Source organism: Streptomyces sp. DS1-CR2, from assembly GCF_055760475.1.
Genome location: NZ_CM147085.1, coordinates 9079420 through 9105609, shown reverse-complemented (window position 1 = coordinate 9105609; position 26190 = coordinate 9079420). Strand labels below are relative to the sequence as shown.

The following is a 26190-nucleotide window of genomic DNA, read 5'->3' as shown; positions in this document are numbered from 1 at the left end:
ATTCCCCACGATCACGAAGCTGTGGGCCGACGGCGGCTCCACCGGCGTCCTGGTCACCTGGGCCCTGGCCGTCCTCCAGCTGGTCGTCACCGTCGTCAGACGCTGCGATGACCTGCGCGGATTTCGCGTTCTGCCGCGCCGCTGGGTGGTGGAGAGAAGTTTCGGGTGGCTGTTGCGCTCGCGGCGCCTGGTCCGCGACTACGAGCGCCGGTGCGACTCCAGTGAGGCGATGATCCTGTGGTCGATGACGATGCTCATGACCCGCCGCCTCGCACGCCGGCCCTGAGCGCGAACCGGCCCGAGGGCTCCTTGACCAGCCACCCTTGCCGCACCAGCCGGTTCGCCTTCGACCGCACTCCCTCCACCTTCGCCGCCACCGGCTCCACCCCGAGCTCAGAGGCAAGTTCCTTGCAGAACAGCGCCCGTTGCGCAGCAATCAGGACCGTCATGATCCGCTGATACTCCGGCGACAGCACCGACACCACGAGCCATTCACACCATTCAGGCACCACCGACCCCGGCACCCCACCCGACGGCGACGGCGACGGCGACGGCGACGGCGACGGCGACGGCGACGGCGACGGTTCAGGATCCCCGGATGCCAGCGTGTCAGCCTCCGCCACACCATCCGGGCCGGCGAGAACCTCGACCACAGTCTCCCGGGACACGACGAACCGCTCCCAGTCGAGTTCCGCTTCCCGCAACGCGGCCAGAACCCGGTCCGCCTCGGTCCGCAGTACTTCCACCCGCTCAGCGGCAGCTCGTTCCCGCTCCTCCAGCAGCCCGATCACCGACGGCATCCCGCACCTCCACAGCCACGCCGACACGACGTGCTCTGTCTGCCACGGAAACCCCGGCGTCATGCCTGACCAGCGACAACACTGCGATCAAGTACGGAAAGACAACAGCTTCTGAGCCGGTCGGGTATGTCAACCCAGTTCACCTGCTCCACCTGCATGGATCCTCCTCGGCTCAAGTGGGCAGTCCAAATTTTCACCTCGGTGGTCGGGGCTCGCGTCGGCCGATGGACCCATGTCACGAGCGACCTTGGAACCAGGACATTGGGCGACGGGCCGACCGGTCGGTCACGTGCGCCGGCATGGCGCGCGGTGCACGTTCGCGTGTACAGGGTTGAGCATCTTCATTCATGTGTACGCCGACAACGGGTCCACGAGATTATGGAGTTCTCTACACTCAGTAATCGCCAAGGAGGCCTGGCCACGCTGCCATTTTGCCTGCTTGGTCCCTGGCGGTGCAGGGTGGATCCATGACATGGGCAGCACCACCGGTCGAGCGCACCAAACAGCTAGGCGAGCTGGGTACTGTAACTGAGCGTCAGATGTTGGAGGGTTGGCTGAACTGGCACCGGGAAACGTTGCTGGCCAAGTGCGCCGGGCTTGAGTCGACCCAATTGGCACGGACGACCGTAGAGCCGTCGAACCTCACCCTCCTTGGCTTGGTCCGGCACATGGCGGAGGTAGAGCGATGGTGGTTCCGGCGAAGCTTCGCAGGTGAGGCTATCGGCGATGTCTTCACCGGCCCGTCAGATGGCAATGAGGGACTCGACGGAGTTCACGCAGCTGATGCGGAGAGAGACTTCGGGTTGTTCCAGACCGAGGTCAAAGCGTGCGACGTGGCGACGGCCGGGCACGACCTCGACGAGACCTTGACGTCCTCTCGCGGAGTTTCCCTCAGCCTGCGCTGGGTCTACGTGTTGATGATCCAGGAGTACGCCCGCCACAACGGCCACGCCGACTTCCTGCGGGAGCGGGCCGACGGGGCAACGGGTGACTGAGCTTCTTCCTCAGACCGGTTCGGCAGCAGGTGCTCGGGAGTTGGGATGAGGCTCGTATCCAGTCCTTGCGCCGAGCCGCCCGGGCGAAGCGGGCACAGGCACGTCACCGGGACGCCGGCCATTTCTGGCTGCGCCGGAGGTCCTCGATCCGGGCCACGACAGCGGCGTCTGTCGCGGTCGGCTGGCGGCGCGGGACTGAAGGGAGATCGTGCAAGCCCAGCTCACCGTGGCGGCGGTAGCGGTTGACCCACTTCGACGCGCAGGCGCGGGATGTCCCCATCTCCGCTGCGACGTGGGCGATCGGCCGCGTCTTGCATCGCTCGACGAGTCGACGGCGTCCTTCGATGGATAGAGGTGCGTTGGCGTGCGTCACGAGAAAGCTCCTTGAGGCGACGCAGAACGGGGTCGTGAGCAGCGGCTCGCGATCCCGTTCTGCGTGCAGGCCATCACTTGCTCGCCGTGGCCGTTCCGCGCCACGGCGGCGGCTGGGCAGTGGTGAAGACGTGTCAGGCGGTGAGGCGTGCGCCGCCGTCTGTTTCGATGACGGTTCCCGTGATGTTGGGGTTGGTGGCCAGCAGCACGATGGCCTCGGCGACATCCGGGGCGGTGGCTATGCGCTTGGTGGGCAGGGTGTCGGCGGCCTGCTTGAAGAACGCTGATCGGTCCTCGGCGGCGAGTCCGTCCCACCAGGGCGTGTCGACGTATCCCGGCGAGACGGCGTTGACCCGGATCGGCGCCAGTTCGGCGGCGAGCGGTTGGACGAGCCCTTCGATGGCGGCGTTGAGCGAGCCGATCCCGGCTGTGCCGGGCAGGGCAGCCCTCGCTGTGACGGCTCCGACGAGGGTGATCGAGGCGTCCTCGCTGAGGTGAGCGAGCGAGGACTGGAGCGCGGTGACGGTGGGCCAGTACTTCTCCTCGAACGCCTGCCGCAGTCCGTCGAGCGGCAAGTCGCCGAGCGGGCCGGCGCCGCCCTTGCCGGCGAGGGTGATGACGAGGTGGCGGATTGGGGCGATCTTCGCCGCGAGCGCGGCGGCCGCCTCGGCGTCGGCGGCGTCGAGAACGTGACCGTGGACGTCTCCGTCGATGGCCGCGGTTGCCCGGTTGAGCCGCTCTGTGTTTCGTCCGGCGATGTGAACCGCGTGTCCTCGGCTGGTGAGTTGTCGGGCGACCGCCAGGCCGACCCCCGACGTGCCACCGATCACGAGTGCAGTGGTCATGCCAACTCCTTATTTCGAGACGCGACGTCTCGATGAGCGTAGCCCATTCCTAGACGTGACGTCTCGATAATGGGTTAGGCTGACGCGCATGACCGGCGCTACGACACCTGCCCGCGGCCGCAAGCGAAGCGAGCAGACGAGGCTCGCGATCCTCACCGCGGCCTACGAGCTCACGACCGAGGTCGGCTTCCCAGACCTCACCATCGAGGGCATCGCCGCCCGCGCCGGGGCAGGCAAGCAGACCGTGTACCGCTGGTGGCCCACCAAGGCGGACGTCCTGCTCGAAGCCCTGGCGCTCAAGGCAGATCTGAAGGTCTCAACCGCGGACCAGGGTTCATTCGACGCGGAGCTAGACGCGTTCCTGCGTGACTCCGCCGCCCTGATGGCCTTCCCAGGGGTGGTCCCCGTCCTGCGCTCCTTGATGGCCGAGGCGCAGCGCGACGCAGAGTTCCGGTGCCGCTTCCAGGACGGCTTCCTGAGCAAACGCAGGGCCGCGCTCGAGACCGTCGTCGAGCGGGCCGCAGACCGCGGCGACAAGCCCGCTCGCCTGACGGCAGCCTTCGCCGCCGATCTGGTGTTCGGCCTGATCTGGTACCGGGTCCTCGCCACCGAGCGCCTGCTCGGCCAAGACGACATCACCGCCGTCCGACGACTGCTGAACGAACACCCCGGCCAGGAGTAGCGCATGCCCGATCGAACCATCGTCATCACTGGAGCAACCGACGGACTGGGCCGCGCACTCAGCGGCGCCCTCGCACGCCGGCCCGCAACGACGCTCATCCTCCACGGACGCAACCAGAGCAGGCTCGACGAACTGGCCACCACGCTGGCCGATGCACCGGCCTCGATCCACACGATCCGGGCCGACTTTTCCGAGCTGGCGCAAGTGCACCGCCTTGCGGACGAGGTCACCGAGTTCACCGATCACGTCTCGGTGCTGGTCAACAACGCGGGCATCGGCGGCGGCGAGCCCGACGGGACCGACCGCCGGCTCACCGTCGATAGGAACGAGCTCCGCTTCGCGGTCAACCATCTCGCCCCGTTTGGGCTGACCCGACGCCTGCTGCCGCTGCTCGACCGCGGAGCCCCCGCCCGTATCGTCAACGTCGCTTCGATCGGCCAGGCCCCAATCAGCTTCGACGACCCCACCCTCGAACACGGCTACTCGGGCATGCGCGCCTACGGCCAGTCCAAACTGGCCATGATCACTACTGGCTTCGCGCTCGCCCGACAACTCGACCCGCACCGGGTCACGGTCAACAGCCTGCACCCGGCCACCTACATGCCGACCAAGATGGTCCTGGATTCGGTCGGTTACAGCATCGACTCCCTCGAAACCGGACTGCAGGCCACCCTGCGCCTCATCCACGCCCCCGAACTCGACGGGGTGACTGGACAGTTCTACGACCGCACCCGTGCCGCAAAGGCACACGCCGATGCCTACGATCCGAGCATCCAGCAGAAGCTCTGGGACCTCAGCACCAGACTCACCAAGCGCCCCGAATGACCCTCGAAGATCTAACGGCACTGCCCGACACCCCGTCGGCGCCATCAACCTCATGACCCGCAACAACTAGAACAAGGACGCCCTCGCGCTCGCGGTGACCGATCTGTTCTACCGTCGGATCGGCGAGATCGCCGACGCCATCGAGGGGTTGGGCTGCCCCCGGTCGGCTCCGTCGCCGAACTCCTGCTCCGGACGGCCACAGCGTTCCGGGACGAGACGGTCATCCAGGCCGGAGCGCGGCTCCAGCTGGAGCGTCAGCTGATCGGTGTCCGGCTCCCGCTGCCGTATGAGGCGTACACCGGCCTGATCACCTCATGGGCGGACGCGTGGGACGACCTCCTGCCGCCCGACACGCCCGCCACCGTCCTGGTCTCCGCGTTCTTCGGCGCTCAGGACATCTCGTGGGTGCTCGACGATCGTGCCGACCTGGTGGAGCGCACCATCACCCTGGTGCGGACGATCATTCCGTCGGCCCGAGGCGCACATCGAGCTGTGTCCCTCAGTACCTCGCCGAAGTTTTCGGTCACCGGGCCCCGGGCCTGTTCTCAACCAGCCCTGTCCTGCGGCCAGCTGAGTGTGTCCTGCGCATAGCGCACCGCTTGCCACGCGGTCAGCCGTGTACCGCGCTCGAATGCCGCCGTGAAGGAGGGGCCGCCCAGGGCGGCCCGTGCCGCTGCCGTGACCCGCTCGACGTCGCCACGTTCGGCGGGCGGCAGCGGGGCGCCCATCCCATGACGGGCCGCGTCCGCCGCCCCGAGCAGCAGCGCTGCACACTCGGCCGCCCGCCCGCGTCCTCCGAGAGCCGCCGCACCCGCGAGGCCCTCCAGGGACAGGGCGAGCGCGCGCGGCTCACCGAGGGAGCGGGCGACCTCCAGGCCGTGCAGGTGATGGCGGACGGACTGGTCGGCGTCCCCGCGGAGTTCGGCGATGAAGCCCAGCTCGGCAAGGAGCAGATGGTCGCCCGCTTCCGAGGAGACCTCGGCGTAGCCGTCGCGGATGTGCAGCAGGTGTGCCTCGGCCGCGTCGAGGTCACCGGAGCGGCGCGCACCGAGAGCCAGGCCCATCTCCGAGTGGATCTCACCGTATTTGTAGCCCTGTTCGGCGGCGATACGGCGCGCCTGCTCATGCAGGGCACGGCCCTGGTCCCAGTCGTGGGCGAGCAGCGCGAGCCGGCCGAGCCCGGACAGACGCGCCGATACCTCCGCCTGGAGGCCCATCTCCCGTGCCATGCACAGGCCTTCCCGTTGCAGGCGGGCCGCCTCGTCGTACTCGCCCTTGATCTCGGCGAGCGCAGCGAGCGGCGACACGGTCTGCAACTCGCCCCATCGGTCGCCTAGTTCGCGGAAGAGCTCGGCGCTGCGCAGCCCGTCCCGGCCGAGCGCGTCGAGGTCGCCACGGACCAGGGCGAGCGTGGCCCGCAGACCGAGCGTGGCGGCGGTGCCCCACTGTTCGCCCGCGGCCGTGAAGAGGTCGAGTGCCCGTGTGTTCAGTTCCGCACTGGCACTCGCCTCGCCTGCGCTGAACAGTCCGTACGCAGACAGCCAGAGGGCGCGGGCACGTCGTACGGGGTCGGGGACGGCGTCGGCCGCCGCGGTGGCCGACGCCTCGGTGTGCTCGCCGGTGAGGAGCACGAACGCGGCGTGCAGCAGGGCGAGTTCGGGTACGGCGGCATCGCGTACGGCGATACGGACGGCCGCCAGGCTGCGGCGTGCCTCGGTGAGACGGCCGCGCAGCAGCCACCACCAGGACAGGGCTGTGGCGAGTCGTACGGCCTCTTCGGCCTGCCCCGCGGCGGCGCGGCGCACCGCTTCATCGAGCGCCGCGCGCAGATTGCCAGCCTCGCCGTCCAGGCGGGCGAGCCAGGCCCGCTGGCCCGCACAGCGCAACCGTGACTCGGCGTGTTCGGCGAGCGCGAGATAGTGGCGCAGATGACGGTCGCGTACGGCGGTGAGGTCCCGCATCTCGTGCAGGCGCTCCGTCGCGTACGCGGCGACGGACTCCAGCAGTCGGTAACGGGGGCCGGCATGGCCCTCCACGACCACCACCAAGGACCGGTCTACGAGCCGGGTCAGCAGGTCGAGCACCTCCTCACGGGCCACGCCGTCGCCCGCGCACACCGCTTCGGCGGCGGCCAGGTCGCAGCCGTCGCTGTGCACGGCGAGGCGACGCAGGACTATGCGCTCGGGCGCGCTGAGCAGTTCCCAGCTCCAGTTGATCATCGCCCGCAGGGTCTGTTGACGGGCGGGCGCGCCGCGTTGCCCGACGGTCAGGATCCGGAACCGGTCGACGAGCCGGGCCGCCAACTCCCGTAGGCCCAGGGCGCGTACCCGGGTGGCGGCGAGCTCCAGGGCGAGCGGGACGCCGTCGAGGCGGCGGCAGATCTCGGCGACGGCCGCGCGGTCGGCCGGGTCGAGGGGGAAGCCGGGGGCGGAGGCGGCAGCGCGCTCGGTGAACAGCCGTACGGCGTCGTCCGTCCGAAGCGGCTCGACGAGGAACACGGCCTCGCCCGCCAAGCCGAGCGGTTCCTGGCTCGTGACCAGGACCCGAAGCCCCGGAGCGGTACGCAGCAGCAGTTCGGCGAGTTCGGCGGCGGCGTCGACGACGTGTTCGCAGTTGTCCAGGACGAGCAAGGTACGGCGGTCCCGCAGAACGGCGGCGAGGCGGTGTGCCGGGGACGGGGCGGGCACCGCGGTGCCGGCGCCGGGCAGCGCGGACGGGGCATGGTCCCTGACGCCGAGAGTCAGGGCCACGACCTGGGCGAGATCGGCGGTGTCGCCGGCCCGGACGCCGGCGAACTCCACGAGCCATACTCCGTCGGGGAGTTGCCCCGTCCCCGTCGTACCCGCCGCCGCTACCGCGAGCCGCGTCTTGCCGACGCCACCGGGGCCGGTGAGAGTCACCAGACGTGCCGAGCCGAGGAGTTGGGAGAGACGGGTGAGAGCCTCGGTGCGGCCGATGAGAGGGGTCAGGGGGACGGGGAGGTTTGAGGGGACGGGCCTGGCGGGGGGTGCCGAGGGGGCGTCAAGATCGGTCGCGGGAGTGCCCGGAGGCGTCGCGGCCGTATCCGGCGCAGCCGTAGCAGGAGCCGGCGCAGCCACACCCAGCGCCGTCCCAGGCGAACCAGGGGCCGACGCAGCCGTGTCGGACGGCGTCGTGGTGGGTGCCGGTTCCGGCAGCGTCGTACCGAAAGACCGGCCCAAGCGTGGGTCCTGGCGGAGCAGCGCCTGGTGGAGCGTGCTGAGGGCAGGGCTGGGGTCGACGCCGAGGTCCTCGGCGAGGAGGTTGCGCAGGGCCTCGTAGGAGGCGAGGGCCTCGCTCTGCCGGCCGGCCAGGTAGAGCGCACGCATCTGGAGTGCGCGCAGGCGCTCCCGCAGGGGGTGCCGGGCCACCAGGTCGGCCAGCTCTCCGGCGAGCAGCAGGTGGTCTCCGGCCTCCAGGCGGGCGTCGGCCTGCTCCTCCACCACGGACAGCCGCTGCTCGGTGAGGCGCCGCGCCGTCCCCCGTGCGAACTCCTCGTCCGTGAAGTCCGCGTAGGCGGGGCCCCGCCACAGGTCGAGGGCCTCGGTGAGCAGGGCGGCCCTGGCGCGCGGATCCGGGACGGGGCGGGCCGCGGCGACGAGGGCTTGAAAGCGGTCGGCGTCCACCTCGTCGGCCGCGGGGTCGAGCCGCAGTCGGTAGCCGGGAGCCTGCCGTACGACACGGTCCCGGCCCAGTACCCGGCGCAGTTGGGAGACCTTGGCTTGGAGGGCACCGGTCGGCTTGCCCGGCGGCTCGTCGCCCCACAGGTCGTGTACGAGGCGGTCGACGGAGACCGGCTTCCCGTCGTGCGCGAGCAGATCCGCGAGCAGTGCCCGGACCTTGAGCTCGGGGACCTGGACCGCCTCCCCCTCGTCGTCCCACACCACAAGTGGCCCGAGCACCCCAAACCGCATGCGAGCAACCGTACATGTCCGGGCACGGCAGGACCGGTACCGGGCGTGCCGCATCCGCCTGCCCGAACGGCCGGCCGTCAGCGGACCGTCAGCGACTCCGAAGTTCTTCGGAAGCCGGGGCGCGCACAGTCGTTCCTGCCGGGCGACGGGGCGTGTCCGGCAGTGGGGCCATCAGGAGGGAGCGGCAGACATGACCAGGTACGCGGGCACAAGGGCTGTGGTCGTTGGACAGGCCACCGGCATCGGTCTGGCCATCGCCAAGCGGCTCGTGGAGGGCGGCGCCGAGGTGCTGCTGACCGCGCACACCGCGCGGGAACGGGCGCACGCGTGCGCCGAACTGGGCTCTGCCGCCCGAGTGGTCGCCCCGGATGCCGTCGAGTCCGGCCTCGGGCCCGGCAGTGCCGGCAACCACGGCGTCGTCGACCTCGTGTTCGCCGACTCTGTACCGACCGTACGGCCGCTGCTGCCCCGCCTCCAAGACGACGGCGCGGTCGTGCTCACCGCCGCCGCCCCGTCTGCGGCCTCCGTGCGGGCGCTCGCCGCCGAGCTCGTCTCCCGCGGCATCCGCGTCAACGCGGTGGCACCGAGCTGTATCGAGGCGCCGGCCGGTGGCGCCTCATCCCTGCCGCCGCTGGGCCGCCTCGGCTCCGCAGAGGAAGTGGCCCGGGCCGCGCTCTTCCTCGCCACCGACGCGACGTTCACGACAGGCGCCCGGCTCCCTGTCGACGGCGGACTCGACCACCCGTAGGCAGCCAGCCGCCCCGGCACGGCGCCCGATACCCGCCGGACACGCGCCCACCGAACAGCACCCACCGAACAGATCAGAACACCGACCGAACCAGAACACCCGACGCACCTCGTCCCCCGATGATCCGGAGATCATGGCATGAGCACCTCACCAGATACTGCGGCCGCCGCCAGCAAGGACACCCGCGCCGCACCCGATGCCAAGGGCGGCGGCGAGGAGCGACAGAAGCTTCCGCTCTTCGCCCTGCTGGCCCTCGCCACAGCCGTCTTCATCACCAGCCTTACCGAAACCCTCCCGGCTGGCCTGCTCCCCGCGATGAGCAACGACCTCCACATGAGCGAGTCCGCGACCGGCCAGACGGTGACGATCTACGCGATCGGCACCGCGCTGACCACAATCCCGCTGACCGCGGCCACCGCGGCGTGGCGGCGCAAAGTACTGCTGCTGACCGCCATGGCAGGCTTCGCCGTGGCCAACACCGTCACAGCCGTGTCGTCGGTCTACGGACTGACCATGGTGGCGCGGTTCGTCGCGGGTGTCGCCGCCGGTCTGGCCTGGGCCCTGCTCGCCGGGTACGCGCGGCGCATGGCGCCCGTCGCGCTCCAGGGCAAGGCGATCGCCATCGCCATGGCGGGCATTCCGGTGGCGCTCTCGCTCGGCGTGCCCGCAGGCACCTTCCTCGGCGAGACGCTCGGCTGGCGCACGGCGTTCCTGGCGATGACAGCGCTCACGGTGGTGCTGCTGCTGTGGATCTTCGCGGCGGTCCCGGACCACCCCGGGCAGGAGCGCGGTGAGCGCCCGAAGATGCTGAGCGCGCTGCGCGTCCCGGGCGTGACTCCGGTCCTATTCGTCACACTCGTCTTCGTCCTGGCCCACACCGTCCTGTACGCCTACGTCGCCACGTACCTGGAGGACTTGGGCATGGGCGGCAACACCGACCTGGTGCTGCTGGTGTTCGGTGGCGCCTCGCTGCTCAGCATCTGGATCGTGGGCGCCCAGATCCACCAGCGGCTGCGCGCGCTGACCATCGCCAGCGCTCTGCTGGTCGCCGTGTCCGCGGCCCTGCTGGCCGTACTCTCCGACAACACCGCCCTGGTGTACGTCGCCGCCTTCCTGTGGGGCCTGGGCTGGGGCGGCGTACCCACCCTGCTCCAGACGGCCGCGGGCGACGCCGGCGGCGACGCGGCCGACGCGGCCCAGGCGATGCTCGTCACCCTGTGGAACGTCGCCATGGCGGCCGGCGGCGTCATCGGCGGCATCTTGCTCGACCTGATCGGCAGCGACGTCTTCCCCTGGACCATGCTGCTGCTCCTGCTCCCGGTGCTCGCGGTGGTCCTCTCCGCCCGCAGCCACGGCTTCCCCGCCAAGCGGCTGGACGCGTAGGCCGTCGGACGGCCCCGAACGTCCCGCCGCCACGGGAGAGTTCGGGGCCGTCCGCGTGCTGCCCCCGTCCGCTGCCGAAGAACAGATCCGAAGGCCAGACCTCAAGACCGCAACACCGATGCATTTAGAAGCAATTCCGCGTAGTTAAGCCGGGATGGCAGCTGTCGAGCCCGGTGAACCCGCTGGTGGCTGAGGTGGCTTGACCCATTGGGGATGGAGTCGCACCCGGCCGCGCCACCAACAACGCGGGCTTGCCCAGGGCCTCCTTGGGCTTGCCTCCTGGCCGGTCGCCACGGCCTGCCGGAGTCAGGCGCGGAAGCGGGAGAGCCAGCCGCCGGCCTTCTGCGCTGCCTGCGCGGCTTCCTGCTCCTGGCGCAGGCGCTCCTGCTCCTGCCGGTCGCGTTCGTCGGCTTCGGCCTGCTGCTCGACTGCGACGGCCCGGCTCTGGCAGTCCTCGCACAGGTGCGGGTGCGACTCGAGGTTTTGCCAGTTCCGGAAGTCGACCGCCTCCAACCGGTCGTCGGTGAACTTCCGCCCGCAGTCCACGCACACCGGCCGCTGTGCCTCCCGCTCCGCAGCTTCCCGCTCCGCGCGGCGCTGTTCCTCTTCCCGCGCGGCTTGGCGGCTGCGGGCGAGGGCGGCCTCCCGGCGAGGGTTGCCGATCGCGTCCAACAGCGGCTGTCGCTCCTTGCGGCCGAAGCGCCAGAACGCGGGCCCGGCCGGTCCGTGCTCGCGCAGCAGCTCCAGCATGGTCGCCACGATGGGGATGCAGCCGTCGTAGGAGTGGAAGCCGCCCCCGCTATGCCACCGGCCCTGCCAGTAGTGGCGGGTGAGGTCGGCGACCCTCTCCATCTGGCTCTTCGCGGAGCGCTTGCCGACCTGAAGAAGACAAGCAGGACCGGCGGGTGCACCCGCTCGTACCCCTCCCAGGCGGGTGCGGACCAGCGGGTGCGCCACATCGGTTTCTCGATGCCGTCGGTGTCCGTCTCCTTCCGCTGAAAGAACCGGGCGTACTTGTCGAACTTCGCGGCGGTGATCGGGTCGCCGACCAGGTCATAGGTCTTGCCGGCGTGTGCGGTCGGGTGGCTGGCAACGATGGCTGCTGCGGCAGCCAGGTCGGATCGCGACCCCATGGGGGCGTTCCGGCCAAATCACCCGCACCTTTCACTCATCGTGTGCCCGGCAACGCCGAGTTAACTCGCCGGACACCTTTGCATAGTTAATCTGGCCCTTGACCTTCAGTTGACCGTATGATGGCGAACTCTTGGTGAGGGCGCGCGAGGGGGAGACATGTCCCGAGGTGGCAGGATGCGAGCGGCGGTGACCCTTGCGGTCGCCGCGCTGCTGGCGCTGCCGCTGCTCGCGTCCACCCATCAGTTCGCGCCCGCACACACCGCCGCGGTGGCGTCGGCGTCGGTCGAGCCGAAGGCCTGCCACGGCGACGACTCGGGGCCCGAGGGACAGCTCGAGGCGATACGCAGTCGGAACCGGCAGCTAACGACATCGGGATCGACCCCGCTGCCCCACCCCCGTGCCGCGTCACCCGCGCCCGACACCGCCGCACCGGCGACCGCCCTGCCTCACGCCTCCTACCTCCACCCGGACAGATCCATCGACGAGCTGACGGCGGCGAGACTTCAGGTCTTCCGCTGCTGAGTTCGGACAGAAGTTCCCACCTGTCCTACACGTCCGATCCTGCACGTCCGACGCGCCCCTGCCGCGCGCCAGGAGGAATCACCACATATGCAGCCCCTCATCGACAACGCCCGAACGTTCGGCTCGCGCCCTGAGGAGTTCGCCAGCCACGCGGCCGGTCAGTCACCTCAGGTGTTGTTCATCACCTGCTCCGACTCCCGCGTCGTCCCGGCCCTGATCACGGGCGCCCGCCCCGGCGAGCTGTTCGAGCTCCGCACCGCGGGCAACATCGTCCCCCCGTACACCAGCGGCAGCCCCAGCGGGGAGCGGGCCACCATCGAGTACGCCGTGGAAGTCCTCGGTGTCCAGGACATCGTCGTGTGCGGTCACTCGCACTGCGGCGCGGTCGGCGCCCTGGTCCGCGGCGACGACCTGGCCGCCGTGCCCGCCGTGCGGGACTGGCTCGCGCACGCGGCCGACGAGCCCGGCGAGTGCGATCCGTCCGATGTGACGGTCGCCTCCGCGGTCCAACAACACGTCCTCGCCCAGCTGCTGCGCCTGCGCTCGTACCCGTGCGTCGAGAAGCGGCTTGCCGACGGCCGCCTCACGCTGCGCGGCTGGTACTACGAGGTACACACCGGCGGCGTACGCGAGCACCGTGCCGGCACCGACGCCTTCGAGATTCTGTGAGCGCCGCCATGACCGACTCCACCCCCCACTCCGAAATACCCACCCCCACACCCCGGTTCCCGCACCTCAAGGCGGACTTCACCGCTTCGCTCGTCGTGTTCCTCGTCGCGCTGCCGCTGTGCGTCGGCGTGGCCGTCGCCTCCGGGGTGCCGGCCGAACTCGGCCTGATCACCGGCATCGTCGGCGGCCTCGTCACCGGCTTCATGCGGGGCAGCAGCCTCCAGGTGTCCGGCCCCGCCGCCGGTCTCACCGTGCTTGTCTTCGAGGCGGTGCGCGAGTTCGGCCTGCCGGCGCTCGGCGTGATCGTGCTGGCCACCGGCGTGCTGCAGATCGCGATGGGCGCACTCAAGGTCGGCCGCTACTTCCGGGCCATCTCGGTCTCGGTCGTCGAGGGCATGCTCGCGGGCATCGGCCTGGTCCTGATCGCAGGCCAGATGTACTCGGTCGTCGACGCCAAGGCCCCCGAGTCGGGGCTCGGCAAGATGGCCGGGCTGCCGGCAGCGCTGTTCGAGGCGCTCGGCAGCACGCGTGCGCTGGTCTCGCTCGCCCTGGGCGCCGGCACGATAGCCGTCCTGGTGCTGTGGAAGCACATGCCGCGGCGTGTGCGGGTCGTGCCGGGACCGCTGGCCGCGGTGGGCCTCGCGATGCTCGCGGCGTTCGTGTTCGACGCACCGGTCGCCATGGTCGAGGTCAACGGCCTGCTCGGCTCGATCCAGCCGCCGCCGCTCGACGCGTTCGGCTCGCTCGGCATCGGTGTGCTCGGCACGATCATCGCGTTCACACTGATCGCGTCCGCCGAGTCGCTGTTCAGCGCGGCGGCCGTGGACCGGATGCACGACGGTCCGCGTACCGAGTACGACAAGGAACTGCTCGCGCAGGGCGCGGGCAACGCGGTCTGCGGTGTGCTCGGCGCGCTGCCGATGACCGCGGTGATCGTGCGCAGCTCGGCGAACGTGCAGGCCGGGGCGAAGACAAAGGCCTCGCGGATCATGCACGGCGTCTGGCTGCTGCTGTTCGCGGCGCTGCTGCCGGCGCTGCTCGCCTACATCCCGATCCCGGCGCTCGCCGGCGTCCTTGTGCACGCCGGGGCCAAGCTGGTTCCCGCACGGGCGCTGGTGGGGCTGTGGCGCGAGCACCGCGGTGAGGCGCTGATCCTCGTCGTCACCGCGGTGTCGATCGTGGCGATCAGCATGTTCGAGGGCGTGCTCATCGGCCTCGCCCTGGCGATCGTGAAGACCGCGTGGGACGCCTCGCACGTCAAGCTGGAGGTCGCCGACAAGGGGGCGGGCCCGATCCAGGCCCACCTGACGGGCAACGCGACGTTCCTGAAGCTGCCGAAGATCCTCGACAGCCTCGAGGCGCTGCCGCAGACCCACCCGGTCGAGCTCAACCTGACGGGAGTCCACCACCTGGACCATGCGTGCCGCACGGCCCTGGAGAACTGGGCCGAACGGCATAGTACGGCGGAGACCGAACCGGTGAAGGTCACCACCGCGGCCTGACGGCCGCTCTCCACCGGGCCCCGACTCCCGTGCGCGACACGGGAGTCGGGGCCTTTCGCATGCCTACAGGGCGACATGCCGCCCTGTAGGCGACCGCGGGGCTTGCCTTTGGGCAGGTGCGGTGGGGTGTCATCGCGGCACGGCGCCGCAACCGCCCATACGGTCAGCGCTGGGCGGGGAGTTCGGCGCAGGTGGAGGTGGCAAAAGTTCAGCACCTGGGGCTACGAAAGCGACCCGAGCGGGCAGGTCCACCTGTACGCGCAGCTGATCCATAACCAGGACGGGCCGGACGCCGCACCTCGGGTGTGGATCACTCCGCCCGCTCATCTCGTGAGTTCCATCGACGAGTTGGCGGAGGCCGTTTCCCTGGCGATCGCTCCGTACGGGCCTGTTGCCCCTCCCGCCGTATTGATCAAGCGGTGGCTGACGGTTCCGCCCTTGTACTGAGAGCGCACACCACGAAGCCCCGGCCCCCGGGAGGGCAGGAGGGCTGATGGCCGTCACGGACGTGTGGGTGGAACTGCACAGCGAGGCCCTGGGTGTGCGGATGGTGCGGGCCGACACCATCGAGCAGGTGAGGTGGGACGTGAAGGCAGGCGTACGCCCGGCGGATCATGCCGCTTGAGCGGTCGCTCTGCGCAGATCACCGTCCCTAGCCGTGCCGGCCGGCACGACCTCAGTCACGCGCCGTCGGTTCTACGCTCAGCCGCATCCGGGTCTCGTGGAAGTGATCCCAGTCCATGACCAGGCGGAAGCGCTGATGCGCCTCCAGCCGTTCCGCGTCGGCCTGCTTCTGCCCTCGCTGCGCCTGGGCGTCGCCAGCCTCAACGAGTTCCGCAAGGGCGATGCGGACATCATTGACATCCCGACCTGTGGCAGCCGCCAGGCGGTCCAGGGAAGTGAGCACCTCCTGCGGCTCGCCCAGATCATTGACCAGGTACGTGATGAGGCCGTCGACGAGCGGGCCGGTGCGCATCGTCCACCGGATCCAGTCGAGCCGTTTGGCGAGGTCGGCGTCCAGAGGCAGCAGGTCACCGGGCAGCGGCAGCGCGGCGGGCATTGACCATCGGGTGCCGTCCGGCGTCTCCTCGCGGAACGCCAGGCCCCACGTCAGATAGAGCTCGGACAGGTCCCGCACGGTCGTGGGCACCGAAAACCCGGCGGCTGTGAGCATGGTGCCGAACGTCTCCCAGCGGTTGGCCTCGGATGCTTCGCGTCCCTCCGGCGCCTCGTCGTAGTCCCATTCCTCGTCGGGCCACGAGAACGTGAGCGCGCCGTCGAGGTCGCCGCCGATCATGTCCCAGTGTCCTTCGAAGACCTCCTGCAGGAGGTCGTCCAGGGAGCCGGTGAAGCCGGGCTGGCTCGCTGTCCCGATCAGCATCGTCAGCGGGAAGCCTTGGCGGGGCAGGACGTGGTCCCAGCCGGAGGCCCACCAGTCGTTGTGCATCGCCATGTCCCGGCGCGGCCCGGGCAGGTACGGGTTCTCAGTCATCCGCAACTCTTCCTTGAAAGACGGCCGAACGCTCGCAGCGTACGCACTGGAGTGCGGGGCGCGTCCCTACTCTGGTCCGGGGTCGCGCAGCGGGTTGCGGTGGCCGCAGTCCCAGCACTTCACGGTCTCGGGGAGGTTCTCGAACCGGGTGCCGGAGACTCCGAAGGAGCCGTCGATGCGGAAGCCGCCGCAATTCTGGCACGGGGTGGCGTGGAAGGGCTTGTCACAGCGGGGACATGTGCCGTCCGCGCTGGTGTCGTCGGTGCGGGTCACTCGGGTGTCTGCGCTGCCGCATCGCACACAGAACGCTTCTTGGGTCTTCATGGTTCTGGTGTACAGCAGAACCTCAGTTGTGTTCCCCCTGCTCTGGTTCAACCGCCTTTGAGGCTTGTGACGTTGAGGTCGTGGGGCTGTTGGACCGGTGGCTTCGTTCACTTTTAACGGCTCTGGTCCACTTCGTGTGGTGCGGTGACGCTCGGTCACGCCAATAGGACGCGCTTGCGGAGGAGTTCGAATCCTGCGCGGCCGAACATTTGACGCTTGAGCATCTTGATCCGGTTGACATGGCCTTCGACGACACCGGAGTTCCAGTGCTGCGAGAGGCCGGCGATGACGGCGTCAAGGTCGCGTTCGAGGTGCTGTGCGAAGCGGCTGAGGCTGGGAAGGTCGGCGGTGGCCCTCGCGGAGTCGATCCACTCCGGGAGCTGGTCGCCTTGTAGCTGGGTGACCATGTGGGCGAACACGCGCACGTGCTCGGAAAGTGTCGTCAGCTCAGGGCAGTTGGACAGCACGGACTTGAGCTGGAGCCGGTCGCCTTCGGGGAGAGCGTCGGGGTGTGTGAGGATCCAGCGAGTGGCGACCACCAAATCGCTGGCCCGGTTCGGCATCACCACGATCGGACAGCTCGCCGACGCCCCCGAACCAGCACTCGCCCGCCTCCTGGGCTCCCACGCCGCACGCACGCTGACCAGCCGAGCGCGTGGGGTCGACGAACGGCCCGTCCAGCGCACTGCCCTCGTCCGCTCCACCGGTGCCAGCCACCGCTTCGACCGCGACGAACTCAACCCGCACGAACACCGGCGCGCCTTGCTCGGCCTGGCCGAGGACCTCGGCCAGCGGCTTCGCATCTCACACGAGGTATGCCGCGGGCTCACGCTCACCGCCCGCTACGCCGACGGCTCTTCCACCACCCGCAGCCGCACGCTATCCGAGGCCAGCAGCCACTCCCTCGCCCTCGCCCGCACCAGCACCGACCTGTACGAGTCGTTCGCCTTGCAGCGCGCCCGCGTCACTCAACTCTCTCTACGTGCGGAACAACTTGGGCGCCCGCGGAACACGCCCACCGCCAGCTCCTCCTCGACACCTCGGACTCCACATTTGCGGTGGAGGAGGGGCGAGCGCCCCCACCCCCACGGAGAGCGACTCCTTGCTGTCCCCCGACCTGATGTGGCACCCCGACGTTCCCCCGCGTATGAGTGACCGGGGTTCGACGTAATTCGGCGGCCTGGAGGATCGAATCTGTGGTCTGACCTGGGCGGACGTGGGTGTGGCCGCCTGGAGGGCGTTTCTCTAGGCGGTCGCGTTTTGGCTGGTCAGCGGGATGCGGGCTGAAGGGCGATGACCTGCTTGGGGGCGGGGATCTGCAGCTTCGCGAGCAGGTCTCGCTGGGGCTTCGTCAGGGCGGTGACCTGCTGGAAGGTTCCGGCGGGGCCGGTGAAGGTGCCCAGATGGAGGCGGTCGAGCTCGCGTCGGATGTGGGGCCAGGTGTTGCCGGTGGTGGTCTCGGTGATGCGGATCAGCAGGAGGGCGAGCCAGCAGAGGATGACGTGGGCTCGGATGCGTTCTTCGAGTCGGTGGTAGACGGGCCGCAGGTCGATGATCTGCTTCATGTCGCGCCAGCCGCGCTCGACTTCGAGCAGTTGCTTGTAGCCCAGGGCGATGTCCTCGGCGCTCAGGTGGAGGTCCGAGCAGCGCAGGAGGTACTTCCCGTCGAGGTTCTCCTCGGCCTTGATCTTCGCCTGGTCGATGCGGAGCTTGCCGGCCGGGGTGGCGCGAAGGTAGCGGTTCAGGCCGGGCTTGTCGGCGATCCGTCCGCGTAGTTCGCCTCGCTTGAAGTCGCTGAGCTTGTCGGTGTCGGCGATCAAGTCGGCCAGCTGGGCGACGAGTTGTTCGCGCATGTGCCGGTCGCGCTCGGCCGCTTCGGGGTTGTGACAGATGACGAACCGGTCGGTGTCGGATATCCGCACCTCCTTGACGCGCATGTTCTCGCCGACGTCCTGGTAGCGGCCCTGGCGGGACAGGGCGGCCTGCGCCTCGGGGCTTCCGGAGCGGAGCTTCTCGCCGATGATGTAGGCGTGGTCGCCCTTGCGCAGGTAGCGGCGGTTCTCGGCGGAGGAGAAGCCGCGGTCGGCCACCCACACGATCTTGGAGAGGGTCCAGTCCCGCATCTCGTCCTTGACCTGGCGGATCAGGGTCTGGTCGGAGGCGTTGCCCGGCCAGCACCAGCAGCGGACCGGGATCCCGTCCCTGGTGACCGCCATGCCGATCACGATCTGCGGCAGGTCGTCGCGGGAGTCCTTCGACTTGCCGTAGGTCCGGAACCCGGCCTGCTTCGCGTCGCCGCCGGTGTCGTCGGCGTCCAGGCGGCGGCCTGCGTCGTCGCGGGCGACGGGCTCGTCGGGCTCCTCCAGCTCGAAGTAGGTGCTGGTGGTGTCGAAGAACAGCAGGTCCACCTCCAGGTTCAGCAGGTTCGCGACCTCGTCGAAGACCTGCTTCTCCAGGTCGTCCTTCACCTCGTGCAACCAGTCCATCGCCCGGTAACAGGTCTGTTCGCCGGTCTCCGCGAGGCCGTCGATGTGCACGTCGTTCGTGATCCAGTCCGCCGGGGCGAGCTTGGAGGACGGGGCCAGTGCGCGGTTGGCGACCAGGGCGAACAGGACCCGCTCGGTCGCGGTCATGTCGCGGCGGCGACCCCGTTTGGGCTGCCCGACCCGGGCCACGATCTGGTCGATCCGCAGCCGGCGCCACAGCTGGTCGAGCGCGTAGGCGCCGCCGAACGGCACCGAGGAGACAAACTCCAGGTCCGAGGCGGCGGTCGCGGCCAGCGCGTCACCCGGCTCCAGGAGCTTCGATAGAGACGCGACCAGGCGCCTGACCGCGTCGCGGTCCAGGTCATCCTCGCGGCCGAAGGTGAACAGCACCTTCGGCACCGCCCGGCCCTTCACCGGATCCCACTCGTTGTGGGCGAGGTGCAGGTACCGGACCGTGCCGGACTTGTTCTCCCGCTTCGTCGTCTTCACGTACACGGCTCCAGACCATAGGCCGAAGCAACAAGCCAGCGCAGGCGAATCAAGAAAATCGCGTCTCTAGGCATTCTCGGGCGTCTACGCCCATCGCGACACGGTGACCTGCGCGTTCACCCCTGCGGGACCTCTAGAACCCGCGAATTACGTCGAACCCGGGAGTGAGGGCCCTCTCCTTGGCTTGTTCGGGGGCTGAGTGCTGCTTGCAAGGCTGTACGGCGTTGTACGGCCGGTGGGCAACCGCAGGCCGTCAGATGGTGCGGAGTACAGCAACGACCTTGCCGAGGATGGCTGCGTCGTCGCCGGGGATCGGCTCATAGGCTGAGTTGTGGGGCATCAGCCACACCCGGCCGTCTTCCCGACGCAGGCGCTTGATGGTTGCCTCGCCGTCCAGCAGCGCGGCGACTACGTCGCCGTGATCAGCGGAATCCTGGCGGCGAACCGTGACAATATCGCCCTCGCAGATAGCCGCGTCGATCATGCTGTCCCCGACAACTCTCAGCGCGAACAGCTGCCCCTCGCCGACCAGCTGCCGCGGAAGCACCAGGACGTCCTCGACCGCTTCCTCGGCGAGGATCGGCGTGCCAGCGGCGATCCTGCCCACCAGCGGCACCTGAGCCACCTCGGGCGCATCTGGCGCTACGGCGTCGTGAAGTGCACCGGTATGACGCGGACGAACGCGATAGGCGCGCGGGCGGTGGGGGTCGCGGTAGAGCACGCCTTTACGCTCGAGGGCCATCACCTGATGCGCGACCGATGACGTGCTCTTGAGACTGACCGCCTGGCCGATCTCCCTCATGGACGGCGGGTAGCCCTGGCGCTCGACCTCCCGCTCGATGAAGGCAACGATCGCGGCCTGGCGGTCAGTGAGTCCTTCGGCATTGATCCCACCGCCGGGCGGCCGCCCGGCCCGGCCGGCTGATTCAACTGCGTGCATGTGGTTGAGCTCCCCCTGGGGCGGGATCTTGCTTTTGGGGACACTAACCCGTCAACCACCACAGACGGAACACGGCCGGAATTACCGGCTGCACCAGCCTGCTGTCTGCCCCGTGATGGGTCAGCATCGCCGCGGTCGCCGAGACCCCATAGATGTCAGGCGGGACTCTTTGCTGTGTTATCTGCCAAGGGCGGCGCGTTCGGCTGCGATAAGGTCGCGGGCCTGCTGCCTGTAGACGGCCATGGAATGCAGGAGTTGGAATCGCCGCTGGTAGGCGGCGATCTCGTCGGCGTCGGTGATCACAAGGGAGGCGGAGACCGTCTCCACATCCACGCTCGCACTGTCGAGAACGGTGAACGAGGTTGACGGCACACAGACCATGGGCGCCCGCGCGGGGATGACCCCGATCGTCAAGCTCTGGCGGTCGAACATGTCGATGAGGGCGTCCAGTTGGTCGCGCATCACGGTGCTGCCGCCGATGTTCGTCCGCAAGGCTTGCTCGCCGAGGATCAAGTGGCTGGTGCGCCCGTCCCGGCCGATGAGCGCGGTACGGGCCGTGCGGGCGGCTACAGCCTCCTCGATGGTGTCGTGACGACCGTGAAACTCGGCCACGAGTGTGAGCATGGCGCGGGCGTAGCCTTCGGTTTGGAGGTTGCCCCAGATGACGTCGGCGCAGTAGTGCTCACCGTGGCGGGAGGCGCGGTAGCGCTCCAAGTAGCTGCTCTGCACCGTGTCCAGGCCCTCGGAAAGCAGCTGAGCCCACGGGGTGTGCTCGTGCTGGTCAACGCTCATGACGGACTCCCTTGGGGTGACGGCGTGCGGTCCTGGGCAGGTCGCCGTGAGCATCCCCCGTGCTCGCTGGTCTCGTCGAGGGAGATGTCGGTCAACGACCTCGTAGCGGTCGGCTCTCGAACAGGGCGGCGTGCAAATGCTGCGGCCGGAGGTGCCGGGGCAAGCGGCTACAGCAACCTCGGGAAGAGGGTCTCGCAGAACGCGAGTGGCGCGGTGGCCTGGTAGAGCTCACCCATCGCCACGTTCTCGACTGCGATCCCGAGCATCATCAGCAAGCTGTTCAGCAATTCATTCACGACTCCGGCTCACTCTGGCTGCGCTGCCAGGGCGCGGTGCGCCTGGACCAGAACGTCGGCCCGTTTGTCGGCGGTGATGTACATATTCGGGTCGACGCCGGTGAGGGGGGTGAGCCAGAGGTCGGCATGCGATTGCAGCACCTGGTCGGTGCTGCGGAAGTCGAGTACCACGCCGCAGGTCATCCTGGGCGGGTCATCGCGATCGGCTGGGGCGCCGGGCCAGTTGGGTAAGGCCTGGGCGTGCTCGATGCACAGGAACAGCAGCCAGGCCGGCGCTCCGCTCGGCTTTGTAGACGGGCCCTGGCGCACGAGGGTCGATGTCGATTTGCAGGTCAGCAACCCAGCGCACCTTCGGTGCGCGCCGGGGGCGTGGTAAATGTTCTCGGCGCGCTGTGGTGCTTCTGGCGCGCTCTGCTGTCGCGGTGGCGGTGTCGAGATCCTGGTTGGGGTCGTCTGTTCCGGTCGAAACCGGTGCCTCTGTGATGTGTGCAGCTCGTTGGTCAGCATGGTGCTGAGGGACGTCCACGGGAACCGTGGAGTGTTGCTGTGAGCACGGGCGTCAGATTCCTGTACTTGCCCTGTCCCTCCCGGAGCGGGCGGCCCGCTGGGCTGGATCTCGTCCGGGAAGGAGCACGAACGTGGATGTACTGCATGAGCGGTGCGCGGGGATGGACATCAGCAAGCGTGATGCCAAGGTCTGTGTACGCACGCCGAGTCAGAAGCGCCGGGGGTCTTTCACGACCGTGACCACAACCTGGGGCGCCACCACGAACGCCGTGCTGGAGCTGCGGGACCACCTGCTCCAGGCCGGCGTCACGCTGGTGGTGATGGAGGCGACCAGCGACTACTGGAAGCCCTTCTACTATCTCCTCGCCGAAGGCACGGGCCTGAACGTGGTTCTGGTCAACGCCCGGGAGGTCAAGAATCTGCCCGGCCGTAAGACGGATGTCTCGGACGCGGCTTGGCTGGCGCAGCTCGGAGCTCACGGGTTGGTGCGGGCCTCGTTCGTGCCGCCGCAGCCGGTGCGCGAGCTGCGGGACCTGACCCGTGCCCGGACCCAGATGACCCGCACGCGCGGGCAGATCGTCCAGCGGCTGGAGAAGATGCTGGAGGACTCCGGCATCAAGCTCTCCTCGGTGGCCGCGGACATCATGGGCGTCTCCGGCCGGGCCATGCTGGAGGCACTGATCGCCGGCGAGCGGGACCCGCAGGTACTGGCCGAGCTGGCCAAGCGCCGGATGCGCAGCAAGATTCCCGAGCTGACCGAGGCGCTGACCGGACGCTTCCGCGAGCATCACGGATTCCTGGCCCGCCTGCATCTGCATCAGTACGACCAGCTCACCGAGGCCATCGGGCAGTTGAACGAACGGATCGAGGCGGCGATGTCGCCCTTTCGTCCCGTCCTGGAGCTCCTCGACACCATCCCCGGAATCAACCAGGCCGTCGCCGAAGTGATCATTGCGGAGACCGGCGGCGACATGAGCCGCTTCGCCAGCGACAAGCACCTGGCTTCCTGGGCCGGGGTATGCCCCGGCCACCACTCCTCGGCCGGCCGGACCAAGAGCACCAAGGTCCGCCCCGGCAACCCGCACCTCAAAGGCGCGCTCGGGCTGGCCGCCTTCGGCGCCGTACGCACCAAGGACACCTACCTCCAGGCCCGCTACAAACGGCTCACCGCCCGCCGCGGCATGATGAAGGCCCTCGTCGCCGTCGAGCACTCGATCATCATCGCGATCTGGCACATGCTCACCGACGCCAAGCCGTACAACGAGCTCGGCGGGACCTACTTCACCCAACGCGACCCCGAACGCTCCACCCGCCGCGCGATCACCCAACTCAACCAACTCGGCTACCGCGTGACCCTCAACCCGCTCGACACCGCAGGCTGACCCCGGCACACCAAGACTCGACAGCCAGCACATGGCCGCCGAGCACGTCGCGCTGCCCGAATCCCTCCCCACATGCACGTATTTACGCGTCAGCGGAGTGCGCAGCGAGGTGAGGTTCCGGGCTCCGCAGAGCTGGGTGATCGTCGGCACGAGGTCTCCTTGTACGTCTAGGGCTGTCTCAGCGCTCAGGCGGGAGCACGTCGCGTCGTGCCGTTGCCACGCCCATTGAGCGGGATCAACGTCTCCAGATGGGCACCCTTGACCCACGCCCCCAGCAGGTCCCGGTGCACAGCAACGATGTTCTGCCGCAGGGCCAGACCCTGCGCGTCCCTGGTGAACGAGCGGCAGGTGGTGACGAACAGGGCCACATCCGCGCCGTGTTCGGGGCGGGCGGTGCCGACGAACTTCTGCATGTCGTGCGAGGACACGCTGCGCTGAGGCGCGTACTTCTTACACTGGATCACCAGTTTGCGGCCATCGGTGAGGTAGCCGACGACATCGGCGCCCAGGTCACCGCTCCTGCCGCTGACAACGACTCCTGAGCATCCGTCCCGCCGGCACAGGTCCGCGACGTAGCGCTCAAAGTCCTGCCACGACAGGGCGTCGACCTCCGTCATCGACAACTCTCGTGCTTTCGCCTCCACCTGTGCGCGCCACTGGCGGTCCTCGCCGACCGCACGGTGGTGTGCGCGCCACAGCATCCAGCCGGCCACGCCCACCACGGAAGTGGCGAAAACAGTCAGCAGGATGGGCCAGAGCGTCGTCCAGTTCCCGGCCACCCACACCGCCGCGGCCAGTGCCGCCACGATGCCCCAGCCCTGTACCTGGCTGCGCGTCCGCTTTCGTAAGCGCCGCCGCCGTCGTCGTGCTGCCATCACTTCCCCACTCCCCCTACGCCCGTGGTCCGCAGTGTGAAAGCCCTGCTCGGCCCCGGCAAGAGGGCCTCCTCTCCGCGGGGCACGCCTCATTACTCAGCCGCGGTCGAACCGGATCGGATATGAGACCGTCGGCCGCGGCGCGGGCTTCGGGTCGTCCCAGCCCTCGAAGTGCACCGGGTACCTGGCTGCCGGTGTCGGCCTCGGCGCTCGGCCCGGCCCACCGCCGTCGGCCGCACCGGTTGTCCCGACGTAGCCCGCGACCGCGATCCCCAGGACGACCAAGATCGACAGGTCCCGCCGCGCTCCCGGTGCCCACCGGAAGTACCGGCGTACTCGCATGCCGCCACGCTCGTGCTCCTCCACCCAGGGCATATGCGCACTCCTCCCAACCAACTCGGCCCTGTTGAGGGCCCGTTGGGATGAGGACACCACCTGTCACTGACAACGGGTTGCACAAGGCACCGCCGGATGCAGCGGGAATGAGACTCAGGCGCCTGTTGAGCGACGGCGTCGGGAGCTGGCGACCAGGCCGTTCACGCGACGCGGCGAGCGGAATCAGCCGAATACGTCATGACGCAGATTCGGGGCGGCCCGCCGACAGAAGACGGTGAGACTCCGCAACCGAACCGAAGACAAGACCGACGTCCGCTCGTAGAACGGCGGCTTCACCTCAGGCGAGGTCGCCGACTCCGTTGTGCAGATTTGGTCCTCGGCGAGCACTTTGCGGGCGCCAGTCCGTGCGGCGCGTGGCAGGACGTCGGGTGGCAACAAGAGCGCGTAGCCAGACCGCCGGACGCTCACCGGTCGACCGAGGCCGACAGGGCCTCAAACGCTCCGGAATGACGTGCACTTCTCGGCCTCCGCGATGGGTAGGATCACGCCGCACGTTGAGCGGGCGGTTTCGTGCCGCGCCGCGCACGGCACAGACCAAAACATCGGGGGCGCGGCATGAGTGGCAATGGTTACTGGGGTCCGGCGGGCGGACCCGGCCCCGGTGGGCAGCCGGGCCCAGGTCCCGGCAATCAGCCCTACCCCGGGGCCGGAGGTCCCGGGGTAAGGCCCTACCCGCCGCAGCCCGCGCCCGTGCCGCCGCAGGGGTACCCGGGGTATCCGCAGAGCTGGGGCCCGTACCCGCCACAGCCGCCCGGTGGCGGTCCGCAGCTGCCGTTCCCGCGCCCGCCCCGGCCGCCGCTGACGCGCGGGCAGCGGATTCTCAAGTGCGTCTACAACCCGTTCTACGCCGCCCAGCGGGCCTTCCGCCCCTCGCGCCCGGACGTCGTCGAGGACCTGACGGTGGGCAAGATCCAGATGTGGCGGACCGGGCTCGGCATCGTTGCGTGGCTCGTGCTGGTCATGTCGTACCAGCCGGTTGACACCGCCAAGGGCGTCGAGACAGTCGCGGGCGACAAGTTCGACCAGAGCTGGACCAGCACACTCGTCCTGGTGTGCGCCTTCCCGCTCGTGATCGTCCTGTTCGCGTTCGCCGCGCAGGGTGCGCTGCGCAGGCTCTACCTGCGTCGGTCCCTGAAGTCTTTCGGAGCGGTGGCGGCTCTGATGGGGTCCATGGCCACGTTCCCCCTCGCCGTCGCGCCCGACCCGGCGGCCGCCGGCTTTCGTGACGCCATCGGGATCCCCGGCATGGTCGTTCTCATCACCCTCTGCGCGTCGTCGGTGGGCTTCGCCCTGTACGGGATCGCGCTCTGCCTCATGCACGTGTTCCGCACCGCCGACATCCACGAGGTGCTGCCGCCGATCCTCGCCACCTTGCTGGTGTGGGTGATGGCCGCCCTCGACGTGATCAGCAACGCGAACGCCGAGGTTCCCGTCATTGCCCGGATCGTGTTCCTGCTGGGCGCCCCGGTGTCGGTGACGGTGTTGTCGTGCTGGGAGCTGTACCGGCTGCGGAAGTACCACAACCTGACGGTGCGACAGGCCCTCGGCCGCTAAGTCATCTCCGCGCCGCTTACGCCGTCCTCCCCAACGACCGGGGAGCGGTCACGGGAGACGGGGTTCCCGACCGTTCGGCGCGGGCCCGGCGAAGGGCGGCGGCCTCGGTCGCCGCGCCCTGGCGGCGGCGCTGGACGCGGGCCGCCTCGATCGCGGTCGGCGCATCGTCTGGCACCCTCTCGGGTTCGGGGAACGCGCGGCGGCTGAGCTCCCGCATCGCGATGGTCTGCCGCTCGACTGCCTCCGCG

26 protein-coding genes and 2 pseudogenes are annotated in these 26190 nt (G+C 69.3%); 13 read left to right on the top strand and 15 right to left on the bottom strand.

The features are described 5' to 3' along the window. The first annotated feature begins 10 nt into the window (after positions 1-10). Positions 11-286 (top strand): transposase, encoded by a 276-nt coding sequence (locus ACY0PA_RS42795; RefSeq protein ID WP_473086614.1) that lies wholly within the window; start codon positions 11-13, stop codon positions 284-286. Here ACY0PA_RS42795 and ACY0PA_RS42790 read toward each other — a convergent pair. Continuing rightward, entirely contained in the window at positions 255-800 is a 546-nt protein-coding gene (locus tag ACY0PA_RS42790; protein WP_473082706.1) for a hypothetical protein, read from the bottom strand. The two genes, ACY0PA_RS42795 and ACY0PA_RS42790, sit on opposite strands and share 32 nt — an antisense overlap. A gap of 467 nt (positions 801-1267) precedes the next feature. On the opposite strand from ACY0PA_RS42790, the gene ACY0PA_RS42785 reads away from it, so the two are divergent. Beyond that, entirely contained in the window at positions 1268-1795 is a 528-nt protein-coding gene (locus ACY0PA_RS42785) for a DinB family protein (RefSeq protein WP_473082705.1), read from the top strand. Between the two features lie 106 nt (positions 1796-1901). Here the strand turns inward: ACY0PA_RS42785 and ACY0PA_RS42780 are convergent. Together ACY0PA_RS42780 and ACY0PA_RS42775 are read right to left on the bottom strand one after the other, a co-directional pair. Next, positions 1902-2168 (bottom strand): annotated as a pseudogene (locus ACY0PA_RS42780) (helix-turn-helix domain-containing protein); the annotation flags it as partial. Positions 2169-2301: 133 nt separating this feature from the next. Then, the gene (locus ACY0PA_RS42775; protein WP_473082704.1) at positions 2302-3012 is read right to left on the bottom strand and encodes an SDR family oxidoreductase; all 711 of its coding nucleotides are present in this window, start codon (positions 3010-3012) and stop codon (positions 2302-2304) included. An 88-nt stretch (positions 3013-3100) separates the two neighbouring features. On the opposite strand from ACY0PA_RS42775, the gene ACY0PA_RS42770 reads away from it, so the two are divergent. Then, positions 3101-3694: a TetR/AcrR family transcriptional regulator gene (locus tag ACY0PA_RS42770; protein ID WP_473082703.1), complete on the top strand. Its 594-nt coding sequence runs from the start codon at positions 3101-3103 to the stop codon at positions 3692-3694. Positions 3695-3697: 3 nt separating this feature from the next. Further along, positions 3698-4519, top strand: coding sequence for an SDR family NAD(P)-dependent oxidoreductase (locus ACY0PA_RS42765; RefSeq protein WP_473082702.1), 822 nt, complete (start codon positions 3698-3700; stop codon positions 4517-4519). Between the two features lie 545 nt (positions 4520-5064). Here the strand turns inward: ACY0PA_RS42765 and ACY0PA_RS42760 are convergent. Then, on the bottom strand, positions 5065-8451 hold the full coding sequence (locus tag ACY0PA_RS42760) for an AfsR/SARP family transcriptional regulator (protein ID WP_473082701.1): 3387 nt from the start codon (positions 8449-8451) through the stop codon (positions 5065-5067). Between the two features lie 190 nt (positions 8452-8641). On the opposite strand from ACY0PA_RS42760, the gene ACY0PA_RS42755 reads away from it, so the two are divergent. Further along, positions 8642-9199, top strand: coding sequence for an SDR family oxidoreductase (locus ACY0PA_RS42755; RefSeq protein ID WP_473082700.1), 558 nt, complete (start codon positions 8642-8644; stop codon positions 9197-9199). Between the two features lie 138 nt (positions 9200-9337). After that, positions 9338-10582 (top strand): MFS transporter, encoded by a 1245-nt coding sequence (locus tag ACY0PA_RS42750; RefSeq protein ID WP_473082699.1) that lies wholly within the window; start codon positions 9338-9340, stop codon positions 10580-10582. 306 nt (positions 10583-10888) lie between these two features. Here the strand turns inward: ACY0PA_RS42750 and ACY0PA_RS42745 are convergent, their stop codons facing one another. After that, positions 10889-11434: a hypothetical protein gene (locus ACY0PA_RS42745; protein ID WP_473082698.1), complete on the bottom strand. Its 546-nt coding sequence runs from the start codon at positions 11432-11434 to the stop codon at positions 10889-10891. A 456-nt stretch (positions 11435-11890) separates the two neighbouring features. Between ACY0PA_RS42745 and ACY0PA_RS42740 the strand changes: the two genes are divergently transcribed. From ACY0PA_RS42740 to ACY0PA_RS42725, 4 genes are all read left to right on the top strand, one after another. After that, positions 11891-12238 (top strand): hypothetical protein, encoded by a 348-nt coding sequence (locus ACY0PA_RS42740; protein WP_473082697.1) that lies wholly within the window; start codon positions 11891-11893, stop codon positions 12236-12238. 87 nt (positions 12239-12325) lie between these two features. Beyond that, positions 12326-12907 (top strand): carbonic anhydrase, encoded by a 582-nt coding sequence (locus ACY0PA_RS42735; RefSeq protein ID WP_398378166.1) that lies wholly within the window; start codon positions 12326-12328, stop codon positions 12905-12907. Positions 12908-12915: 8 nt separating this feature from the next. Continuing rightward, on the top strand, positions 12916-14409 hold the full coding sequence (locus ACY0PA_RS42730; RefSeq protein ID WP_473082696.1) for a SulP family inorganic anion transporter: 1494 nt from the start codon (positions 12916-12918) through the stop codon (positions 14407-14409). Between the two features lie 493 nt (positions 14410-14902). Next, positions 14903-15034 (top strand): hypothetical protein, encoded by a 132-nt coding sequence (locus ACY0PA_RS42725; RefSeq protein ID WP_473082695.1) that lies wholly within the window; start codon positions 14903-14905, stop codon positions 15032-15034. A 51-nt stretch (positions 15035-15085) separates the two neighbouring features. Here ACY0PA_RS42725 and ACY0PA_RS42720 read toward each other — a convergent pair whose 3' ends face one another. The 3 genes and pseudogenes from ACY0PA_RS42720 to ACY0PA_RS42710 all read right to left on the bottom strand — a co-directional run. Beyond that, entirely contained in the window at positions 15086-15901 is an 816-nt protein-coding gene (locus tag ACY0PA_RS42720; protein ID WP_473082694.1) for a DUF6042 family protein, read from the bottom strand. A gap of 66 nt (positions 15902-15967) precedes the next feature. Further along, positions 15968-16225, bottom strand: a complete 258-nt coding sequence (locus tag ACY0PA_RS42715; RefSeq protein ID WP_473082693.1) for a hypothetical protein — start codon at positions 16223-16225, stop codon at positions 15968-15970. A gap of 155 nt (positions 16226-16380) precedes the next feature. Continuing rightward, a pseudogene (locus tag ACY0PA_RS42710) lies at positions 16381-16749 on the bottom strand (ISL3 family transposase); the annotation flags it as partial. A gap of 4 nt (positions 16750-16753) precedes the next feature. Here ACY0PA_RS42710 and ACY0PA_RS42705 point away from each other — a divergent pair. Further along, complete coding sequence (locus ACY0PA_RS42705; RefSeq protein WP_473082692.1) at positions 16754-17380, top strand: DinB/UmuC family translesion DNA polymerase; 627 nt, start codon at positions 16754-16756, stop codon at positions 17378-17380. A 113-nt stretch (positions 17381-17493) separates the two neighbouring features. On the opposite strand, the gene ACY0PA_RS42700 is transcribed toward ACY0PA_RS42705, so the two are convergent. From ACY0PA_RS42700 to ACY0PA_RS42680, 5 genes are all read right to left on the bottom strand, one after another. Further along, positions 17494-19206, bottom strand: a complete 1713-nt coding sequence (locus ACY0PA_RS42700; RefSeq protein WP_473082691.1) for an IS1634 family transposase — start codon at positions 19204-19206, stop codon at positions 17494-17496. Between the two features lie 247 nt (positions 19207-19453). Continuing rightward, positions 19454-20140, bottom strand: a complete 687-nt coding sequence (lexA, locus tag ACY0PA_RS42695; RefSeq protein ID WP_473082690.1) for a transcriptional repressor LexA — start codon at positions 20138-20140, stop codon at positions 19454-19456. Positions 20141-20317: 177 nt separating this feature from the next. Continuing rightward, complete coding sequence (locus ACY0PA_RS42690) at positions 20318-20932, bottom strand: DUF5753 domain-containing protein (RefSeq protein ID WP_473082689.1); 615 nt, start codon at positions 20930-20932, stop codon at positions 20318-20320. Between the two features lie 167 nt (positions 20933-21099). Further along, on the bottom strand, positions 21100-21228 hold the full coding sequence (locus tag ACY0PA_RS42685) for a hypothetical protein (protein ID WP_473082688.1): 129 nt from the start codon (positions 21226-21228) through the stop codon (positions 21100-21102). 9 nt (positions 21229-21237) lie between these two features. Next, the gene (locus ACY0PA_RS42680) at positions 21238-21567 is read right to left on the bottom strand and encodes a hypothetical protein (RefSeq protein ID WP_473082687.1); all 330 of its coding nucleotides are present in this window, start codon (positions 21565-21567) and stop codon (positions 21238-21240) included. Positions 21568-21866: 299 nt separating this feature from the next. Between ACY0PA_RS42680 and ACY0PA_RS42675 the strand changes: the two genes are divergently transcribed. After that, positions 21867-23117: an IS110 family RNA-guided transposase gene (locus tag ACY0PA_RS42675; RefSeq protein ID WP_383533997.1), complete on the top strand. Its 1251-nt coding sequence runs from the start codon at positions 21867-21869 to the stop codon at positions 23115-23117. 185 nt (positions 23118-23302) lie between these two features. On the opposite strand, the gene ACY0PA_RS42670 is transcribed toward ACY0PA_RS42675, so the two are convergent. Both ACY0PA_RS42670 and ACY0PA_RS42665 read right to left on the bottom strand, forming a co-directional pair. Beyond that, the gene (locus tag ACY0PA_RS42670) at positions 23303-23992 is read right to left on the bottom strand and encodes a restriction endonuclease (protein ID WP_473082686.1); all 690 of its coding nucleotides are present in this window, start codon (positions 23990-23992) and stop codon (positions 23303-23305) included. 96 nt (positions 23993-24088) lie between these two features. Beyond that, on the bottom strand, positions 24089-24367 hold the full coding sequence (locus ACY0PA_RS42665) for a hypothetical protein (RefSeq protein ID WP_473082685.1): 279 nt from the start codon (positions 24365-24367) through the stop codon (positions 24089-24091). A gap of 711 nt (positions 24368-25078) precedes the next feature. Here ACY0PA_RS42665 and ACY0PA_RS42660 point away from each other — a divergent pair. After that, on the top strand, positions 25079-25942 hold the full coding sequence (locus tag ACY0PA_RS42660; protein WP_473082684.1) for a hypothetical protein: 864 nt from the start codon (positions 25079-25081) through the stop codon (positions 25940-25942). Positions 25943-26190 lie beyond the last annotated feature (248 nt).

Excerpts from the sequence above, each read along its gene's own strand:
- ACY0PA_RS42790 (WP_473082706.1), bottom strand. The coding sequence starts at position 800 with ATGCCGTCGGTGATCGGGCTGCTGGAGGAGCGGGAACGAGCTGCCGCT.
- ACY0PA_RS42785 (WP_473082705.1), top strand. The coding sequence starts at position 1,268 with ATGACATGGGCAGCACCACCGGTCGAGCGCACCAAACAGCTAGGCGAG.
- ACY0PA_RS42775 (WP_473082704.1), bottom strand. The coding sequence starts at position 3,012 with ATGACCACTGCACTCGTGATCGGTGGCACGTCGGGGGTCGGCCTGGCG.
- ACY0PA_RS42770 (WP_473082703.1), top strand. The coding sequence starts at position 3,101 with ATGACCGGCGCTACGACACCTGCCCGCGGCCGCAAGCGAAGCGAGCAG.
- ACY0PA_RS42765 (WP_473082702.1), top strand. The coding sequence starts at position 3,698 with ATGCCCGATCGAACCATCGTCATCACTGGAGCAACCGACGGACTGGGC.
- ACY0PA_RS42760 (WP_473082701.1), bottom strand. The coding sequence starts at position 8,451 with ATGCGGTTTGGGGTGCTCGGGCCACTTGTGGTGTGGGACGACGAGGGG.
- ACY0PA_RS42755 (WP_473082700.1), top strand. The coding sequence starts at position 8,642 with ATGACCAGGTACGCGGGCACAAGGGCTGTGGTCGTTGGACAGGCCACC.
- ACY0PA_RS42750 (WP_473082699.1), top strand. The coding sequence starts at position 9,338 with ATGAGCACCTCACCAGATACTGCGGCCGCCGCCAGCAAGGACACCCGC.
- ACY0PA_RS42745 (WP_473082698.1), bottom strand. The coding sequence starts at position 11,434 with ATGGAGAGGGTCGCCGACCTCACCCGCCACTACTGGCAGGGCCGGTGG.
- ACY0PA_RS42740 (WP_473082697.1), top strand. The coding sequence starts at position 11,891 with ATGCGAGCGGCGGTGACCCTTGCGGTCGCCGCGCTGCTGGCGCTGCCG.
- ACY0PA_RS42735 (WP_398378166.1), top strand. The coding sequence starts at position 12,326 with ATGCAGCCCCTCATCGACAACGCCCGAACGTTCGGCTCGCGCCCTGAG.
- ACY0PA_RS42730 (WP_473082696.1), top strand. The coding sequence starts at position 12,916 with ATGACCGACTCCACCCCCCACTCCGAAATACCCACCCCCACACCCCGG.
- ACY0PA_RS42725 (WP_473082695.1), top strand. The coding sequence starts at position 14,903 with ATGGCCGTCACGGACGTGTGGGTGGAACTGCACAGCGAGGCCCTGGGT.
- ACY0PA_RS42720 (WP_473082694.1), bottom strand. The coding sequence starts at position 15,901 with ATGACTGAGAACCCGTACCTGCCCGGGCCGCGCCGGGACATGGCGATG.
- ACY0PA_RS42715 (WP_473082693.1), bottom strand. The coding sequence starts at position 16,225 with ATGAAGACCCAAGAAGCGTTCTGTGTGCGATGCGGCAGCGCAGACACC.
- lexA (WP_473082690.1), bottom strand. The coding sequence starts at position 20,140 with ATGCACGCAGTTGAATCAGCCGGCCGGGCCGGGCGGCCGCCCGGCGGT.
- ACY0PA_RS42690 (WP_473082689.1), bottom strand. The coding sequence starts at position 20,932 with ATGAGCGTTGACCAGCACGAGCACACCCCGTGGGCTCAGCTGCTTTCC.
- ACY0PA_RS42670 (WP_473082686.1), bottom strand. The coding sequence starts at position 23,992 with ATGGCAGCACGACGACGGCGGCGGCGCTTACGAAAGCGGACGCGCAGC.
- ACY0PA_RS42665 (WP_473082685.1), bottom strand. The coding sequence starts at position 24,367 with ATGCCCTGGGTGGAGGAGCACGAGCGTGGCGGCATGCGAGTACGCCGG.